This is a genomic window from Hydrocarboniphaga sp. (assembly GCF_965279055.1).
Classification (GTDB): domain Bacteria; phylum Pseudomonadota; class Gammaproteobacteria; order Nevskiales; family Nevskiaceae; genus Hydrocarboniphaga.
In genome coordinates this window covers 4,528,640-4,545,079 of record NZ_OZ257125.1, presented here as the reverse complement: position 1 = coordinate 4,545,079, position 16,440 = coordinate 4,528,640, and the positions used below count along the sequence as shown (strand labels likewise).

Sequence of the window (16,440 nt, the reverse complement as noted above, 5' to 3'; positions counted from 1 at the left end):
TCTGTGCTGCAGGGACGTAGATCGTTAATTCCACAGCAAGTCTCACTTAAGCCCCGGCTCATAGGCGCACAGGCAATCTGGCTGCAGTTGAACGGATCGGTGGCGCAGCCTCCTTCCGTCAGCAACCACAACAAGGAGGCTGTCATGCTGAGTTATGCCGTTATCTTTCTGGTGATCGCGCTGATCGCAGGCGCCCTGGGCTTCTTTGGCGTCGCGGGCACCGCGGCCTGGATTGCCAAGGTCCTGTTCCTGGTGTTCCTGGTGCTGTTCGTGGTGTCGCTGATCACCGGCCGCCGCTCGGTACCGTGACGATACGGGCCGGCGCTGCAGGACGCAGCGCCGGCCCGGTCACCGCATCACCCACGAATCGAGTTGAGTTGCCGCCGATTCGTCTCGTCCAAGCGACGAAACCGTTACGCCCCGAATTCCCCATTCCAATCAAGCAAAGGATTTGCTCATGAATACTTCGACTTCGCTGTTCAAGAAATCGCTGATGATCGCCGGCATCGCCGCGACGCTCGGTGTGGCCGCCTGTAACCGCAACGACGGCCAGATGACCGACGGCGCCGCCGCCGATGCGCCCAAGGAAAGCGCCAGCATCGGCGCTGCGATGGACGACACCGCGATCACCGCGAAGGTCAAGCAGCGCCTCGCCTCGGACGAGCGCATGGAGACCGCCAAGATCGATGTCGAAACCAACAACGGCGTCGTCACGCTGACCGGCTCGGCGCCGAGCGGTGATGCGAAGAAGGCCGCTGAAGAACTCGCGCGCAACGTCGCCGAGGTTCAGGGTATCGACAACAAGATCGCCGCGCCGGGCGCGATGGATGATCTCAGCGCCAAGGCTGAAAACGCCGCCGATAAGGCCGGCACCGAAATCTCCGACGCGACCATCACCACCAAGGTCAAGGCCCAGTTCGCGGCCGACGACATGGTCAAGGCCACCGCGATCAACGTCGACACCGACAACGGCGTGGTCACGCTCAAGGGCGAAGTCGCCAGCGCCGCTGCGCAGAAGCGCGCGATCGATATCACCAAGAAGATCGACGGCGTGAAGAGCGTCGACGACGACGAGCTGAAGATCAGCCAGTCGTAAGTTGTACCGCCAGATTTCCGTTGCACCCGCATCAACCCAACGCAGGAGCAGAACATGGACAAGAATACTGTCGAAGGTAAGGCCAAGCAGGTGATCGGCGCCGCCAAGCAGAAGACCGGCGAGCTGATCGACAACAAGGAAATGCAGGTCAAGGGCGGTGCCCAGCGCGCCGAAGGCAAGGTCCAGGAGGGCTATGGCAAGGCCAAGGACGCGGTCAAGGACGGCGCCCGCAAGCTCGACCACTAGTCTCCGCCGTCATCCCCGCGCAGGCGGGGATCCAGGGCCGTTCCCACTGCGCTGGATTCCCGCTTCTGCGGCAATGACACAGACAAAAGGCCGCGTCGATGTCCGACGCGGTTTTTTTGCGTTCTGGCATCCATCTGGCATTCGCTGACGTATGCTTCAAGCTCAGCATGAACCTTCCGCGCCGGGATCGGTCGCGGATCCGATGCAAAAGGAGAACGCCATGTATCACTCGAATCAGCTGAATTTCTTCCGCCGCACCAGCCTCGGCCTGGTGCTGAGCGCCGCTGTTGTCATCGCCGCGCCGGCGATGGCCGATTCTTCCGAGTCGGCGCCCGAAGCCGTTGCGCCGCTGGCCGCTACGCCCGCCGTCGCACCGGTCGCAGCCAGCACGCCGGCGGCAGCGACCCAGAGCGTTGCGATGTCGGCGCCCGCCGAGGCCGCGGCGCCGATCAGCGGCGTCGAGGCGCGCATCCTCACCGGTGCCGAAGTGGTCGAGGACATCACGCCGTACACGATGACCCAGGCCGATCGCGACATCGCCGCCAAGGTCATCGACATCCTGTCCAACGACCCCAAGCTGCGCGGCCGCATCGCGGTGTCGGTGCTCAACGGCGAAGTGCTGCTGTCGGGCAAGGTCAAGTCGGTGCCGATGATCTATCGCGCGGTCGAGCTGTCGCGCAAGGTGGTCAGCGACGGCAAGGTCAACGTCGACAACCTGTGGCGCGGCTGATCGTCGACCGCTGATGCACTGAGCCCGTCGCGTCGCCCGGCGCGCCGCGACGGCGCTGTAACCGGACGGCCCCGCGCCGTCGTCATCGAATAAACTGCGGGACGATGATCCGTCGTTTCACCGCAACCTGCCTGCTGCTCCTGCTCTGCGTGTCGGCCGCGCGTGCGGCCGACGGCGTGCACGTGGACGTCAGCGGCCTCGGCCCCGACGAGAAAGCCAATGTGCTGGCACGGCTGGCGATCCGTCAGCAGGGCGACCGAAAGGACTTGAGCGAGTCGCTGGTCGAGCGTCTGCACGAGCAGGCGCCGGCCGACATCCGCAGCGCGCTGCAGCCTTTCGGCTGGTACACGCCGGTGATCGAGGCCGAGCTGACCGGCTCGGGGCCGAACTGGCAGGCGCACTACCACGTCGACGCCGGCGAGCCGACGCTGATCAGCAAGATCGACATCCAGTTGCTCGGCGAAGGCGCCGACCACGAGGCCTTCAAGCAGGCGCTGCGCCGCGCCAATCGCCGGCTGACGCAGGGCGACCGGCTCAAGCACGCCGACTACGAAGAGGCCAAGAAGCAGCTCACCGACGCTGCCTATGCCGGCGGCTTCCTCGACGCCTACTGGGCGGTCAGCGAGCTGCGCGTGAATCCGCAATTGCGCCAGGCCGAAATTTACCTGCACCTGCAGACCGGTCCGCGCTACGCCTTCGGCCGCGTCAGCCTGCAGCAGGACGGCGAGCAGGGCCTGAATCAGGCGTTTCTGGAGCGCTACATCAGCCTCAGGGAAGGCGAGCCTTTCGACCCGCAGAAACTGCTCGACCAGCAGTTCGCGCTCAGCGATCTGGGCTACTTCCAGTCGGTGGAAATCACGCCGCAGCGCACCGAGGCCGACGCAGAGCACCGCGTGCCGCTGGTGATCCACACCACGCCGCGCAAGAAGCATCGCTATGAAGGCGGCCTCGGCTACGGTACCGACACCGGCGCGCGCATTTCGCTGGGCACCGAATGGCGGCAGATCAACCAATGGGGCCACAACCTCGACGCCAGCGCGCGCGTGTCGCAGATCAAGGACACGCTGGCCGCCAACTACCGTGTGCCGCAGGGCAGCAAGCCCGGCGAGAACATCACCTTCAGCGGCCTACAGGATCAGGAAGACCTGAAGGACGGCGACACCGACAAGTACACGCTGGGTGTCAGCCTGAATCGCCATCCGGGCGAATGGCAGCGCCGCGTGTACCTGGAGTACACGCACGAAGAATCGACGTTCATGCGCGACGCGGTGGACATCGATCCGGTTACCGGTATGCCGAAGGTCGACACGGATGGCAATCAGGTCACCCAGCGCGTCGCCCAGGTGACCACCGCCGACCTGATGACGCCGGGCGTGTCGTTCACCCGCACCGACGCCGACGATCCGATCTTCGCGCATCGCGGCTGGTACCTGTTCGCCGACGTGCATGGCGCGCAGAACAATCTGCTGTCGAACACCTCGTTCGTGCGCACCTACCTGCAGACGCGCGGCGTGTATTCGCTGAACTACAAGACGCGCCTGCTCGGGCGCATGGAACTCGGCGCCAACTTTCACGACCGCTTCGCGGATCTGCCGGCGTCGCAGCGTTTCTTCGCCGGCGGCGATCAGAGCGTGCGCGGCTACAGCTACGAGTCGATCGGCACCGATGCCAACGGCAATGTCATCGGCGGCCAGTACCTGGCCACGTTCAGCGCCGAACTCGAACGCAACATCAAGGGCGCCTGGGGCGCCGCCGTGTTCGTCGATTCGGGCGGCGCCGACGACCGGTTCCTGCCCAAGCAGTACTTCGGTGTCGGCGCCGGCGTGCGCTACCGCGCGCCGGTCGGCAGCTTCCAGCTCGACCTCGCGCACCCGCTGACCGGCGACGCCGAAGGCCAGTTCATCGGCCTGCGCCTGCATATCGGCGTGAGGGTGGGGCTGTGATGTTCTCGCTTGGGATGCCCGACCGCCCCCCGTTCGTCCCGAGTAGCCGCGCCTGCGCGGCGTATCGAGGGAGCCGGCCGCGCTCGATGCGTCCCTCGATACGCTTTGCTGCGCAAAGCTACTCGGGAGGAACGCAGAGTCGAGGTGTGATCGTATGAAGCGCGTCCTGCTCGTTCATCGGCCTGCGTCTGCATATCGGCGTGAGGGTGGGGCTGTGATGTTCTCGCTTGGGATGCCCGACCGCCCCCCGTTCGTCCCGAGTAGCCGCGCCTGCGCGGCGTATCGAGGGAGCCGGCCGCGCTCGATGCGTCCCTCGATACGCTTTGCTGCGCAAAGCTACTCGGGAGGAACGGAAAGTCGAGGTGTGATCGTATGAAACGCGTCCTGCTCGTTCATCGGCCCGCGCCTGCATATCGGCTTGCGGGTGGGGCTGTAATGTTCTCGTTTGGGATGCCCGACCACCCCCCGTTCGTCCCGAGTAGCCGCGCCTGCGCGGCGTATCGAGGGAGCCGGCCGCGCTCGATGCCTCCCTCGATACGCTTTGCTGCGCAAAGCTACTCGGGAGGAACGCAGAGTCGAGGTGTGATCGTATGAAGCGCGTCCTGCTCGTTCATCGGCCTGCGCCTGCATATCGGCGTGCGGGTGGGGCTGTAATGTTCTCGTTTGGGATGCCCGACCATCCCCCGTTCGTCCCGAGTAGCCGCGCCTGCGCGGCGTATCGAGGGAGCCGGCCGCGCTCGATGCGTCCCTCGATACGCTTTGCTGCGCAAAGCTACTCGGGAGGAACGGAGAGTCGAGGTGTGATCGTATGAAGCGCGTCCTGCTCGCCGCCGGCGCGCTGTTCCTGTTCTTCTCGCTGAGCCTGCCCGGCGGACTCTGGTGGCTGATCGCCAGCGAGGCCGGCAATGGCGTGCTGCTCGACAAGCTGGCGCCGCTGATCGGCGCGAAAATCAGCATCGGCGAACGCCGTGGCGACATCAGCGGCGCGCTGGAATGGCGCGATATTTCGTATGAAGACCGCTACGTGCTGGTCACCGCGAAAAGCCTGAAGCTGAACTGGAAGCCGCTGCGGCTCTACGAGCGCCTGGTGTCGGTGCAGGACTTGAGCGCCAGCGGGCTCGAGGTGCATCTCAAGCCCAGTGACTCGCCGTCGCCGCCCAGCGATGCGCCGCCGCTGTCGCGGCTGCCGGTCAACATCGGCCTCGAGTATTTGCGGGTCGACGATCTGAAGCTGTGGCTGGCGGGCGCCGAACAGCCGATCGTGCTGCCGCACGCAGAAATCAGCGGCCGCTGGATCGGCTCGCGCCTCACCATCAAAAAGCTCGAGGCGGACTATCCGCAGGCCGGGCATATCTCGCTGCAGGGCGATGTCGACCTCAGCGGCAAGGGCGTCACCGTGCGCAAGCTGTCGGTGCTGTCGCCGGTGCTGGCGACAGCGAAAGGCTTCGTCGGCTACAAGAGCGCGAGCGATCTGCAGATCGCCTGGCGCGATCTGGTGTGGCCGCTGCCGGGCGTCGCCGGCGCCGCTGCCGATGCGCCGCCGATGGTCAGCAGCCAGCAAGGCGAAGCGACGCTGAAAGGCCCGTGGAGCGATATCCAGTTCAGCCTCGCCGCCGCGCTCGGCGACCACGGGCAGCTCAAGGCGGATGGCCGCTGGAACGGCCAGCTCGACGCAAGGGCGCAGTGGACGCAACTGAGCTGGCCGATGATCGCGCCGCCGCCGTCCGCTGCGAACGCGAAGACGCCGCCGCCGTACCAGAGCGCGCGCGGCGCGCTGTCGTTCAAGGGCCTGCCCGAACAATATGCTTTCGATCTGGACGCCGACCTGGTCGCGCAGCAGCAGGCCGGGCATGTGACCACGCGCGGCAGCGGCACGCTGCAATCGGTGGATCTGCAGGCGCTGAAGCTGCAGGTCGGCACAGGCCTGCTCGAAGCCGCCGGCCAGCTCGCCTGGGCGCCGCAGCCCGGCGGTGCGCTGAAAGGCAAAGTCGAAAAGTTCGATCCGGGCTTGCTGCTGCCCGGCTGGCCCGGTGACATCAACGGCGAATTCAGCGTCGAGGGCGAACTCGCGCAGAAGAGCAACGCGGCCGAACCGGCGCTGCGTTTCACGATCGCGCTGCACGACTCCAGGCTGCGCAATTACCCGCTGAAACTCGACGCCGAAGGCCGCTACGCCGACCAGGTTCTCGATATCGCCAGCCTCGAGCTGCGCAGCGGCGCCAGCGTGCTGACCGCCAGCGGCCGCGCCAGCGAGCCTTACGATGTGCAGGCCAGGCTGGTCAGTCCGCACATGAACGAACTCGCGCCGGGACTGGGCGGCAGCATCAACGCGAGCGCGCATTTGCGCGGCACCTTGAAAGCGCCGAGCCTCAGCGCCGAGGCGGAGCTGGCGCGTGCCAGCTGGCAGGATTATTCGCTGGCCAGCCTGAAGCTGAAAACCGAGTTCGACTGGAACGGCGCGCTGATGCTCGACGCTCAGGCCAAGGACCTGATGGTCGGCACGCACCTGGACAGCGTCGAGCTGCACGGCGAGGGCACGCGCGGCGATCACCGGCTCAAGCTCGCGCTCGCCAGCCACGACATCAAGGCCGACGTTTCGCTGGCCGGCGGCTGGGACGATAAAGCGCAGCTCTGGCAGGGGCAGATCGGCGAAGGCCATGTCACGCCGGCCAAGCTGCCGGCCTGGAGCCTGGAGCAGGCCGCGCCGCTGCTGCTGTCGGCGCAGCGCAATGACCTCGGCCCGGCCTGCTGGAGCGCCAATCCCGGCAAGGTCTGCGTCGAGGCGCACCAGGCGCCGGATCAGGTCCAGGCCAGGCTGCAGATCGAGCAGCTCGCGTTCGCCTCGTTCAAGGCGCTGATGCCGGACGACATGAAAATCGAAGGCGAGCTCAACGGCACTGCCGCGGTGGAGATCTCCGGCGGCGTGCTGCGCCAGGCCAATGCCGAGCTCACCACCACCGCCGGCTCGATGCAGCTCGGCGAGCGCAAGTTCAAGTTCCTGCCGGCGCATCTGACCGTGTCCGACGCGCCCGAGCAGGGCCGCGCCGAGTTGCGCCTGCCGCTGGAAGTCGGCGGCATCGAGGGCGATGCCACGCTGGCGCCGGGAGAGGTGCTGGGCGATCGGCCGCTCAGCGGCGACATCCGCATCGACTTCCCCGATCTGGCCTTCCTCGCGGTGCTGTCCAACGAAATCAGCAGCGCCACCGGCAAGCTCGCCGGCGCCTACCGCATCGGCGGCAAGCTCAGCGCGCCGGAATTCCAGGGCGAAGCCAGGCTCACCGGCGGCACGATGAAGCTGACCCGGCCGGGCATCGAGCTGGCCGATCTGAACGCGACCGTCACCGGCCAGCCCGACGGCAGCGTGCACCTGGTCGCCGACGCCACCTCCGGCGGCGGCAAGCTGCATGTCGACGGCCAGGTGCTCAGCGGGCCGCTGGCGGTGGAGCCGGTGTCGGGCTCGCCGGCGCCGAATACGCGGCGCAAGAGCAACGACGCCAGGACCGACGAGGTCACCGCCGCGACGGTCGCCGCGGCTGCCGCGCCGCCGACCGAAACCGCCAATGCCAACGCCCAGGCCGGCCAGGCGGCGACGCCGACCGCGGTCGGGCCGGAGCCGTCGCTGTCGACGCAACCGCCGCCGCCGGCGAGCCTGCCGACCGAGAACAGCGAGGGCCTGAAGCTGGTGGTGCAGGTCGACGGCGACAACTTCCAGGTCGCCAACCTGGCGCAGGCCCAGGTCTGGGCCTCGCCGAACCTGCGCTTCACCTTGTCCGGCAAGGAGGCCAGCCTCAAGGGCCGGCTGACGATCCCGCGCGCCGACGTGCGCCTGCAGCAGGGCGAGGACACCGGCGTCGGGCCGTCGTCGGACCAGGTCATCGTCGACGCCAGCGGCAAGGCGCCGGAGCCGGCCGAATCCTTCAGCCTGGCCACCGAGGTCAAGCTGGTGCTGGGCGACAAGGTCAAGCTCGAAGGCTACGGCCTGAAGACCCGGCTCGAAGGCGCGGTCACCGCGGTCGACCAGCCCGGCCGCGAAACCCTGGGCTACGGCGAATTCCATCTCGAGGACGGCGAGTACAAGGCCTATGGCCAGGACCTGCGCATCGAGACCGGCAAATTGCTGTTCAACGGCGGCCCGATCGCCAAGCCCGGCCTGGAGATCAAGGCCGAGAAGAAGGAGACCGACGAGGTCACCGTCGGCATCTACGTGCGCGGCAGCCTGGAGAAGCCGGTGCTGTCGCTGTACTCCAGCCCGAGCATGACCCAGCAGCAGCAGCTGTCCTGGCTGCTCTACGGCCAGCCGCTGGAGCAATCCTCGACCAGCTCGCAGGACCGCAGCGCGCTGACCGGCGCGGCGATGGCGCTGGGCCTGGGCGGCGGCAGCCTGCTCGCCTCCGGCCTGCAGAAGGGCCTGGGGCTGGATTCGATCTCGCTCGGCGCCGACCCCGGCGAAACCCAGGAGCAGGCGCGGCTGACCGTCGGCAAATACCTGACGCCGAAAATCTTCGTCTCGTACGGCGTCGGCCTGTTCCAGCCCGGGCAGGTGTTCAAGCTGCTGTACGACCTTGGCCGGGGCTTCAAGCTGTCCACCGAATCCGGCAGCGGCGACCAGTCCAACTTCGCCGGCGGCGACCTGCTGTATCAGGTCGAAACGCGCTGACCCATCGCCGCAAAGCTGGCCGGAACGGCGCCATTGCGGCGCGCTCCGGCATAATCGGCCGGCACCGCCTATGCACAGCGGCGCCTAATATCCGGCGGGCATTCCGGTCAAGTCATACTTCTGTCACCGCTTCGTAACAGCGTCGCAAGCACCTGATCGGTAAAGAAATGATTTTTTGTGTCGAAGCCCTAAAGAAACCGCTTGACTTGCACGGTGGATTGACGCAGCGGCCGGCTCCGGTTTCTTTCCCCAACGTTATCCACAAGCCGGGCGGATGACCCGGCGTCTGGTTTCGGTGGCGGTTCCGGTACCGCTGTACACCGCTTTCGACTATCAGGTTCCGGCCGAAATCGAGGCCGAAAACGCGCTGCTTGCGGGGATGCGCGTGCGCCTGCCGTTCGGCCGCCGCGAACTCACCGGCGTGGTGCTGAAGACCGGCGTCGCGCCGGACCCCAGCGCCGCCGAGGGCCACTACCGCGAACTGCTGCGCGTGCTGGACGCGGAAGCGATGCTGTCGGAAGACCAGCTCGGGCTGGCCGCCTGGATCGCCGACTACTACCGCCACCCGATCGGCGAAGTCGTCGCGGCGATGCTGCCGGTGGCGCTGCGCGCCGACGAGCCGGCGGTGCTGAAACGGCCGCTGCGCTATGCGATCACCGACGCCGGCCGCGCTGCGCTGGCGGCCTTGCCGGCGCGCTCGAAAAAGCTGCGCGAGCTGCTCTCCCGGCTCGACACCGCGGCGGCCGAACGTGCCGCGCTGAGCGCGCCCGCCGCGACCCTGCGCCGCGCGCTGGACGAAGCCTGGATCGCGGAGAGCGCCGACCCGGCGCCGGCCGCGCCGGCGGTCGTGCTGCCGAATCCGGCCGATCTTCCGGCATTGACCGACGATCAGGCGCGCGCGGTCGACGCATTGTCGGCATCGTCCGGCTTCGGCGTGCATCTGCTGCACGGGGTGACCGGCAGCGGCAAGACCGAGGTCTACCTGCGCGCGATCGCCGCCGCGCTGGCGGCGGGCAAGCAGGTGCTGGTGCTGGTGCCGGAGATCGGCCTGACGCCGCAGCTGCTGCAGCGCGTGCGCGAGCGCTTCGGCGCGGCCGCGGTCGCCGGCTCGCACTCGGCACTCAGCGAGACCGAGCGCGGCCAGGTCTGGCTGCGCGCGCGCGCCGGGATCCTTCCGATCGTCGTCGGCACGCGTTCGGCGGTGCTGCTGCCGCTGCCGCGGCTGGGCCTGGTGATCGTGGACGAGGAGCACGACGTCTCGTTCAAGCAGCAGGACGGCCTGCGCTATTCGGCGCGCGACCTCGCCGTGCTGCGCGGCCAGCGTGCCGGCGCGCCGGTGATCCTGGGCTCGGCGACGCCGTCGCTGGAGACGCTGGTGCATGCGCAGAACGGCCGCTACGCCTGGCTGAAGCTACCGCAGCGCGTGCGCCAGGTGCCGCCGCCGCGGCTGCAACTGCTCGACGTGCGCGGCATGCCGCTGAAGGACGGCCTGTCGCCGGCGCTGGCGGTCGCGGTCGCGCGCCATCTCGCGGACGGCGGCCAGGTGCTGCTGTTCATCAACCGCCGCGGCTACGCGCCGGCGCTGCTGTGCCACGACTGCGGCTGGACCGCGCAGTGCAAGCACTGCGATTCGCGGATGACGCTGCATCGCGGCCGCGGCCGGCTGATCTGCCATCACTGCGGCGCGCGGCAGGCGGCGCCGCGCGTCTGCCCGCAGTGCCAGAGCAAACAGCTGGTGCCGCTGGGGCAGGGCACCGAGCGTGTCGAGGAGGGGCTGCGCGAGCGCTTCCCCGAGGCGCGGGTCGAGCGCTTCGACAGCGACCGGCTGCGCAGCTTCAAGGCCCTGGATACCGTGCTGCGCGACACCCGCGAAGGCCGTGTCGACATCCTGGTCGGCACGCAGATGCTGGCCAAGGGCCACGACTTCGCCGGGCTGTCCCTGGTCGGTATCGTCGACGCCGACGCATCGCTGTTCAGCGTCGATTTCCGTTCGCTGGAACGCATGGGCCAGCTGCTGACCCAGGTCGCCGGCCGCGCCGGCCGCGCCGAGCGCCGCGGCGAGGTGCTGGTGCAGACCCATCAGCCCGAACACCCGGCGCTGCTGCGCCTGGTCGGCCAGGGCTACGACGGCCTCGCCGAACTGCTGATCGCCGAGCGCCGCATCGCCGGCCTGCCGCCGTTCGCGCACCTGGCGCTGCTGCGCGCCGAGGCCAAAACCGAGCAGGCCGCGATCGCGTTCCTCGAGGCCGCGCTGGGCTGTCTGCCCGTCGTCGAGGGCTTGCAGGCGCTGGGCCCGGTACCGGCGCCGATGGAGCGCCGCGCCGGCCGTTACCGCGCCCAGCTGCTGCTGCAGGCGCAGGAACGCAGCGCGCTGCACCGCGCGCTCAAACCCTGGCCGCCACTGCTCGACACCCTGCCGGGCGCCCGCGCGGTGCGCTGGTCGCTGGATGTGGATCCGGTGGACTTGTACTGACGCCGGCTGCGATCCGGTCCCTCGATACGCGCCGTTGGCGCTACTCGGGACGAACGGAGTTTTCGTAACCTCGTGGAGGAAAGCCGTTCGTCCCGAGTAGCCCGCGCAGCGGGCGTATCGAGGGACCGGATCGCACGCGCCGACGGCCCAAGCATCACCGGCCCTGCAGGAGCGGCCCTGACCGTGACGGTGCCGTTGAAGCCTCAGTCGCGGCCAAGGCCGCTCCTACAAAAGCCTCAGGGATCGAACACGCCGCCCAGCACCGCCGCGCGGCTGGCGCCGGTGACGCCGGGCAGGTTGCCGGCGCAGCCATCCAGGCGCTGCACCGCCAGCCAGGCGAAGGCGGTGGCCTCGACCCAGTCCGGATGCAGGCCGCGGGCTTCGGTGGACTCGACGCGCAGCTGCGGCGCCAGTGCGCGCAGGCGCTGCATCAGGAAGCGGTTGCGCACGCCGCCGCCGCAGACCAGCAGCTCGCGCGCCTCCGGCATCGCCGCCTGCAGCGCCTGCAGCGCACTGCGCGCGGTCAGCTCGCACAAGGTCCGCTGTACGTCGGCGGCCGGCAGCTGATCCAGCGTCGGCCACAGCGCGCGCACCCAGGCCAGCCGGAAATAACCGCGGCCGGTGCTTTTCGGTGCCGGCAGCGCGAAATAGGGATCGGCCAGCAGCGCCTCCAGCAGCGGCACATGGACCTTGCCGCTGGCGGCGAAGGCGCCGTCGGCGTCGTAGCGCGCGCCGGTGTGCAGCTCGGCCCATTCGTCCATCAGGCCGTTGGCCGGGCCGCAGTCGAAGCCGCGCACGGCAGCGGCGTCGGCGCTCGGCAGCAGGGTCAGATTGGCGATGCCACCCAGGTTCAGCACCGCGGCCGGGCGGCCGTCTTCGGCGAACAGCGCGTGGTGGAAAACCGGCAGCAGCGGCGCGCCCTGGCCGCCGAGGGCGACGTCGGCACGGCGGAAGTCGGCGACGGTGACGATGCGGCTGCGCACCGCGATCCGTGAGGGATCGCCGAGCTGCAGGCTGTTGGCGATGCCGACCGCGTCGTGGAATACGGTCTGGCCGTGGCTGCCGAGCACGTTCACCGCGGCGTGGTCGACGCCGGCGATCCTCAACAGCTCGATCGCGGTATCGGCAAAGGCATCGGCGACCGCACGATCCAGCGCCGCGTATTCGGCGAGCGTGACCGGCGAGGCTTCATAGCCCAGTTCCAGCAGGCGGGAACGGATCGCGGGCGGATAGGCGCCGCTATGAGTCGCGAGCAGCCGCTGGAACTGGCCATGCTCGAACTCGGCCAGCACGGCGTCGATGCCGTCCTGGCTGGTACCGGAGATCAGGCCGATGGCGCGCATCGGCTCAGATCCAGTGGATCAGGGCGCCGCAGTGACGGGCGCCGCGGTGCCGCCGAGCGCCGGCGCGGCCATCGCGCTCTGCTGCCGGGCGTCGACCTGGTCGAGCGCGGCGACCATGGCCTTGCTCGACACCTTGAACTTGGCCAGCTCGTTGCCGCTGATCGGGTTGGCGCGCGGCATCGCCACGGTCACCGGATTGACGACGTTGCCGCCGATGTGGAACTCGAAGTGCAGATGCGGTGCGGTCGCCAGGCCGCTCATGCCGACGTAGCCGATGACCTGGCCCTGGCTGACGCGCTGGCCGACCGACAGGCCGGAGCGGAACGCGGACATGTGCGCGTACAGGGTTTCGTACTGCGAGCCGTGCTGCAGCACGACGACGCGGCCGAAGCCGTTCTTCAGGCCGACGAAGCTGACCTTGGCGTCGCCGACCGCCTTGATCGGCGTGCCCGAGGAGGCGGCGTAATCGACGCCCTTGTGCGCGCGGATGGTGTTCAGGATCGGGTGGCGGCGGTGCAGGTTGAACGGCGAGCTGACCCGGCACACGTCCAGCGGGGTCCGGATGAAGGCCTTGCGCAGCGACTGGCCTTCCGGCGTGTAGTAGGCGACGCGGCCGTCGGCGCCGACGTTGCGCACCGCACGGTAGGTCTTGCCCTGGTTGACGAATTCGGCGGCGAGGATGTCGCCCATGCGCATGCGCTTGCCGTTCTTGTACAGCTCCTCGTAGACCACGGCGAAGCGGTCGCCCTGACGCAGGTCCAGCGCGAAGTCGACGTCGTAGCCGAAGATTTCGGCCATTTCCATGACCATGCGGTCGGTCAGGCCGGCCTTGTTGCCGTCGTTGAACAGCGAGCTGGTGATGGTGCCGGTGGCCTGGGCCTGGCGGTGCTCGACTTCGGCGGTCAGCGTGACGGCCTCGAACTGGTCATCGACGCGGCGTACATTCAAGGTGCGGAGTTCGTCGAGCGCGTAGCTCAGCTCCTGCAGCTGGTCGCCTTCCTTGCGGATCTTGATCTCTTCGCCGGTCTTCAGGCGCTTGAGTTCGAGGGTGTCGCCGCCCAGCTTGAGCAGGGCCATCCATTCATCCGGAGGCAAGCCCTGGGCGTCGAAGATGGTCGAGAGCGTTTCCCCGCTCTTGACCGATACCGTAATCCATTCGCTGGCCTGCGGCACCGCAATCGAGTCGGCCAGAGCGGACTGGATCGACTCGTCGTAGCGAGCGGCATTGTCGGCGTCCAGCACCATCGGTGCGGTCGCCGAGTCCGGCACATGCCGGTTCGCGGAGGTTTCGCGCGACATCAGCGCGGCAACCCCGACGCCGCAGAGTGCCGTGATCAGCACGATGCGGTGAGCCGAACGGCGGGACGCCGGCTCGGCTGAGCTATAATCAAATTTCATTCATCGACCCGTTTTTAAGGCGGTTATGCGGCGATTCTGTCGCCCGCATTCGGTGCTCATGACTGAGCTGTTTTTTTGTTGACGATTCGGTTACGGCCGCCTGTAACCGGCAGCGCGAACCCGTAAGAAACCACAAAAACCTGTTCTACCGCAAGAGTTTCCCTCCTATCCCTCTGTAACGGTCTGTCGCTGCCGCGCACCCCGAGCGGGTTGTACGCTGGCATCCCCGGCAGACGAACGGCACCCTTATGTCACTCGAAGAACTCGAACGCGCGACCAACGAAATCATTCCGAAGGACGAGTTCCGCACGCGGCTGGCCAAGGCCGCCGAGACCGGCGCCAGGCTCAAGATCAAGGCGGGCTTCGACCCCACGGCCAAGGACCTGCACCTCGGCCACACGCTTTTGCTAAACAAGTTACGTGCCTTCCAGGAGCTCGGTCACGAGGCGATCTTTCTGATCGGCGACTTCACCGGCATGATCGGCGACCCCACCGGCAAGAACGAGACGCGCAAGCCGCTGACTCGCGCGCAGGTCGAGGAAAACGCTCAGACCTATAAAGAGCAGGTCTTCAAGATCCTCGATCCGCAACAGACCACCATCGCGTTCAACTCCAGCTGGCTGGACCAGCTCGGCACCGAGGGCATGCTCAAGCTCGCCGCCCAGCACACCGTTGCCCGCATGCTGGAGCGCGACGACTTCCAGACCCGCTACAGGGAAGGCCAGCCGATCGCGATCCACGAGTTCATGTACCCGCTGCTGCAGGGCTACGACTCGGTGGCGCTGAAGGCCGACGTGGAACTCGGCGGCAACGATCAGAAGTTCAACCTGCTGGTCGGCCGCCACCTGCAGGCCGCCTACGGCCAGCGCCCGCAATGCATCCTGACGGTGCCGATCCTGGAGGGCCTGGACGGCGTCAACAAGATGAGCAAGTCGCTGAACAACTACATCGGCCTGACCGACCCGGCCGGCGAGATGTTCGGCAAGGTCATGAGCGTGTCCGACACCCTGATGTGGCGCTGGTACGAGCTGCTGAGCTTCAAGCCGCTGGCCGAGATCGCGGCGCTGCGCGCCAGTGTCGACGGCGGCGCCAACCCGCGCGACGTCAAGATGGCGCTGGGTATCGAGATCGTCGACCGCTTTCATGGCGCCGGTGCCGGCGAGGCGGCCAAGGCCGCGTTCATCGCGCAGTTCAGCCAGGGCGCGCTGCCCGACAACATCCCGGAAGTCACCATCGCGGTGCCGGCCGAAGGCCTGGCGCTGCCGCGCGTGCTCAAGGAGGCCGGCCTGGTCGCCAGCAACGCCGAGGGCAATCGCATGGTCGAGCAGAAAGCGGTGCGCGTGAACCACGAGCGCGTCGAGGATCGCGCGCTGCTGCTGACCGCCGGTGAATACCTGCTGCAGGTGGGGTCGCGGCGTTATGCGCGGGCGATCCTGACGACGGCATAAGCACTTTCCGTTCGTCCCGAGTAGCCGGGGCTTTATCCCGGCGTATCGAGGGACCGGACCGCGGCCGGGTCCCTCGATACGCCTCGCAAGCGAGGCTACTCGGGACGAACGGGGGTTCGGCGATGTCGTCACCATTCGCAGGCAAAGTCCTTGCTGTAGCTGTGGCCTCGCCACCAGGAGCCGCCATGTCCTACCCGCTGCGCACCGCGACGCTCGCCGACAAACCGCTGCTGATGGCGCTGATTGCCCGCTCGATCCGCCAGCTCGGCGCCGGCGACTACCGCAGCGAACAGATCGAGGCCGCGCTGCTGGGTGCTTTCGGTGTCGACACGCAGCTGATCGAAGACCGCACTTACTTCGTCGCCGAAGCCGGCGACGGCCGCATTGTCGGCTGCGGCGGCTGGAGCTGGCGGCGCACCCTGTTCGGCGGCGACGCCAATCGCGGACGCGATGCCGCGGCGCTCGATCCGGCCGTGGACGCGGCGAAAATCCGCGCGTTCTTCATCGACCCCGACTACAGCCGCCGCGGCATCGGCAGCGCGATCCTGGCGCGTTGCGAACAGGCGGCGCGCGAGCGCGGCTTCACGCGCTGCGAAATGATGGCGACCCTGCCCGGCGTGCGGCTGTATAAAACTTTCGGCTACCAGGGCGAGACGATGATCCATCATCCCCTGAACGACGAGGTCACGATCCAGTTCGTGCCGATGAGCAAGACGCTGTGAGTGGCGCCGCCGCCGATGCCATGTTCGCCACCACGCCGGAGCCGCCGTATTACGCGGTGATCTTCACCTCGACGCGCACCGACGGTGACGCCGGTTACGCCGGCATGGCCGAGCGCATGGCCGAACTCGCGGCGCAGCAGCCGGGGTATCTGGGCGTGGAAAGCACGCGCGGCGCCGACGGGCTCGGCATCACCGTTTCCTACTGGCGAGATGCCGATGCGATCGCCGCGTGGAAAGCGGTGGCCGAGCATCGCATCGCGCAGGAGACCGGCAAGCGGCGCTGGTATGAGCACTTCGAAGTGCGCATCGCGAAAGTCGAGCGCGCTTACTCGAAATAAAAAACATTCCCTCCCCCGCGTGCGGCGGAGGGCTAGGGTGGGCGCA

12 protein-coding genes are annotated in these 16,440 nt (G+C 67.9%); 10 read left to right on the top strand and 2 right to left on the bottom strand.

The features are described 5' to 3' along the window. Positions 1–144 precede the first annotated feature (144 nt). The 7 genes from ACQZF9_RS20395 to ACQZF9_RS20365 all read left to right on the top strand — a co-directional run bounded on the left by ACQZF9_RS20395 (position 145) and on the right by ACQZF9_RS20365 (position 11,145). The gene (locus ACQZF9_RS20395) at positions 145–309 is read left to right on the top strand and encodes a DUF1328 domain-containing protein (RefSeq protein WP_428310799.1); all 165 of its coding nucleotides are present in this window, start codon (positions 145–147) and stop codon (positions 307–309) included. 148 nt (positions 310–457) lie between these two features. After that, positions 458–1,096: a BON domain-containing protein gene (locus tag ACQZF9_RS20390; protein ID WP_428310798.1), complete on the top strand. Its 639-nt coding sequence runs from the start codon at positions 458–460 to the stop codon at positions 1,094–1,096. Between the two features lie 54 nt (positions 1,097–1,150). Next, entirely contained in the window at positions 1,151–1,342 is a 192-nt protein-coding gene (locus ACQZF9_RS20385; protein WP_428310797.1) for a CsbD family protein, read from the top strand. Between the two features lie 220 nt (positions 1,343–1,562). Continuing rightward, entirely contained in the window at positions 1,563–2,072 is a 510-nt protein-coding gene (locus ACQZF9_RS20380) for a BON domain-containing protein (protein ID WP_428310796.1), read from the top strand. A 104-nt stretch (positions 2,073–2,176) separates the two neighbouring features. Then, positions 2,177–4,015: an autotransporter assembly complex protein TamA gene (locus ACQZF9_RS20375; RefSeq protein ID WP_428310795.1), complete on the top strand. Its 1,839-nt coding sequence runs from the start codon at positions 2,177–2,179 to the stop codon at positions 4,013–4,015. Positions 4,016–4,823: 808 nt separating this feature from the next. Continuing rightward, positions 4,824–8,672: a translocation/assembly module TamB domain-containing protein gene (locus ACQZF9_RS20370; protein ID WP_428310794.1), complete on the top strand. Its 3,849-nt coding sequence runs from the start codon at positions 4,824–4,826 to the stop codon at positions 8,670–8,672. Positions 8,673–8,946: 274 nt separating this feature from the next. Then, entirely contained in the window at positions 8,947–11,145 is a 2,199-nt protein-coding gene (locus ACQZF9_RS20365) for a primosomal protein N' (RefSeq protein ID WP_428310793.1), read from the top strand. 236 nt (positions 11,146–11,381) lie between these two features. On the opposite strand, the gene ACQZF9_RS20360 is transcribed toward ACQZF9_RS20365, so the two are convergent. Together ACQZF9_RS20360 and ACQZF9_RS20355 are read right to left on the bottom strand one after the other, a co-directional pair. Further along, a complete protein-coding gene (locus tag ACQZF9_RS20360; RefSeq protein ID WP_428310792.1) occupies positions 11,382–12,488 on the bottom strand; it encodes an anhydro-N-acetylmuramic acid kinase in 1,107 nt (368 codons plus the stop codon). Between the two features lie 18 nt (positions 12,489–12,506). Continuing rightward, entirely contained in the window at positions 12,507–13,886 is a 1,380-nt protein-coding gene (locus tag ACQZF9_RS20355) for an OapA family protein (RefSeq protein ID WP_428310791.1), read from the bottom strand. A 248-nt stretch (positions 13,887–14,134) separates the two neighbouring features. Here ACQZF9_RS20355 and tyrS point away from each other — a divergent pair, with 248 nt between their 5' ends. The 3 genes from tyrS to ACQZF9_RS20340 all read left to right on the top strand — a co-directional run bounded on the left by tyrS (position 14,135) and on the right by ACQZF9_RS20340 (position 16,394). Then, positions 14,135–15,334: a tyrosine--tRNA ligase gene (gene tyrS / locus ACQZF9_RS20350; protein WP_428310790.1), complete on the top strand. Its 1,200-nt coding sequence runs from the start codon at positions 14,135–14,137 to the stop codon at positions 15,332–15,334. 185 nt (positions 15,335–15,519) lie between these two features. Further along, positions 15,520–16,056, top strand: coding sequence for a GNAT family N-acetyltransferase (locus ACQZF9_RS20345; RefSeq protein ID WP_428310789.1), 537 nt, complete (start codon positions 15,520–15,522; stop codon positions 16,054–16,056). A 20-nt stretch (positions 16,057–16,076) separates the two neighbouring features. After that, positions 16,077–16,394, top strand: coding sequence for an antibiotic biosynthesis monooxygenase family protein (locus ACQZF9_RS20340; protein ID WP_428313465.1), 318 nt, complete (start codon positions 16,077–16,079; stop codon positions 16,392–16,394). The last annotated feature ends 46 nt before the right edge of the window (positions 16,395–16,440 follow it).

What these genes read in the sequence shown, in the direction of transcription:
- ACQZF9_RS20395 (WP_428310799.1), top strand. Translation starts at nt 145, where the DNA reads ATGCTGAGTTATGCCGTTATCTTTCTGGTGATCGCGCTGATCGCAGGC.
- ACQZF9_RS20390 (WP_428310798.1), top strand. Translation starts at nt 458, where the DNA reads ATGAATACTTCGACTTCGCTGTTCAAGAAATCGCTGATGATCGCCGGC.
- ACQZF9_RS20385 (WP_428310797.1), top strand. Translation starts at nt 1,151, where the DNA reads ATGGACAAGAATACTGTCGAAGGTAAGGCCAAGCAGGTGATCGGCGCC.
- ACQZF9_RS20380 (WP_428310796.1), top strand. Translation starts at nt 1,563, where the DNA reads ATGTATCACTCGAATCAGCTGAATTTCTTCCGCCGCACCAGCCTCGGC.
- ACQZF9_RS20375 (WP_428310795.1), top strand. Translation starts at nt 2,177, where the DNA reads ATGATCCGTCGTTTCACCGCAACCTGCCTGCTGCTCCTGCTCTGCGTG.
- ACQZF9_RS20370 (WP_428310794.1), top strand. Translation starts at nt 4,824, where the DNA reads ATGAAGCGCGTCCTGCTCGCCGCCGGCGCGCTGTTCCTGTTCTTCTCG.
- ACQZF9_RS20365 (WP_428310793.1), top strand. Translation starts at nt 8,947, where the DNA reads ATGACCCGGCGTCTGGTTTCGGTGGCGGTTCCGGTACCGCTGTACACC.
- ACQZF9_RS20360 (WP_428310792.1), bottom strand. Translation starts at nt 12,488, where the DNA reads ATGCGCGCCATCGGCCTGATCTCCGGTACCAGCCAGGACGGCATCGAC.
- ACQZF9_RS20355 (WP_428310791.1), bottom strand. Translation starts at nt 13,886, where the DNA reads ATGAAATTTGATTATAGCTCAGCCGAGCCGGCGTCCCGCCGTTCGGCT.
- tyrS (WP_428310790.1), top strand. Translation starts at nt 14,135, where the DNA reads ATGTCACTCGAAGAACTCGAACGCGCGACCAACGAAATCATTCCGAAG.
- ACQZF9_RS20345 (WP_428310789.1), top strand. Translation starts at nt 15,520, where the DNA reads ATGTCCTACCCGCTGCGCACCGCGACGCTCGCCGACAAACCGCTGCTG.
- ACQZF9_RS20340 (WP_428313465.1), top strand. Translation starts at nt 16,077, where the DNA reads ATGTTCGCCACCACGCCGGAGCCGCCGTATTACGCGGTGATCTTCACC.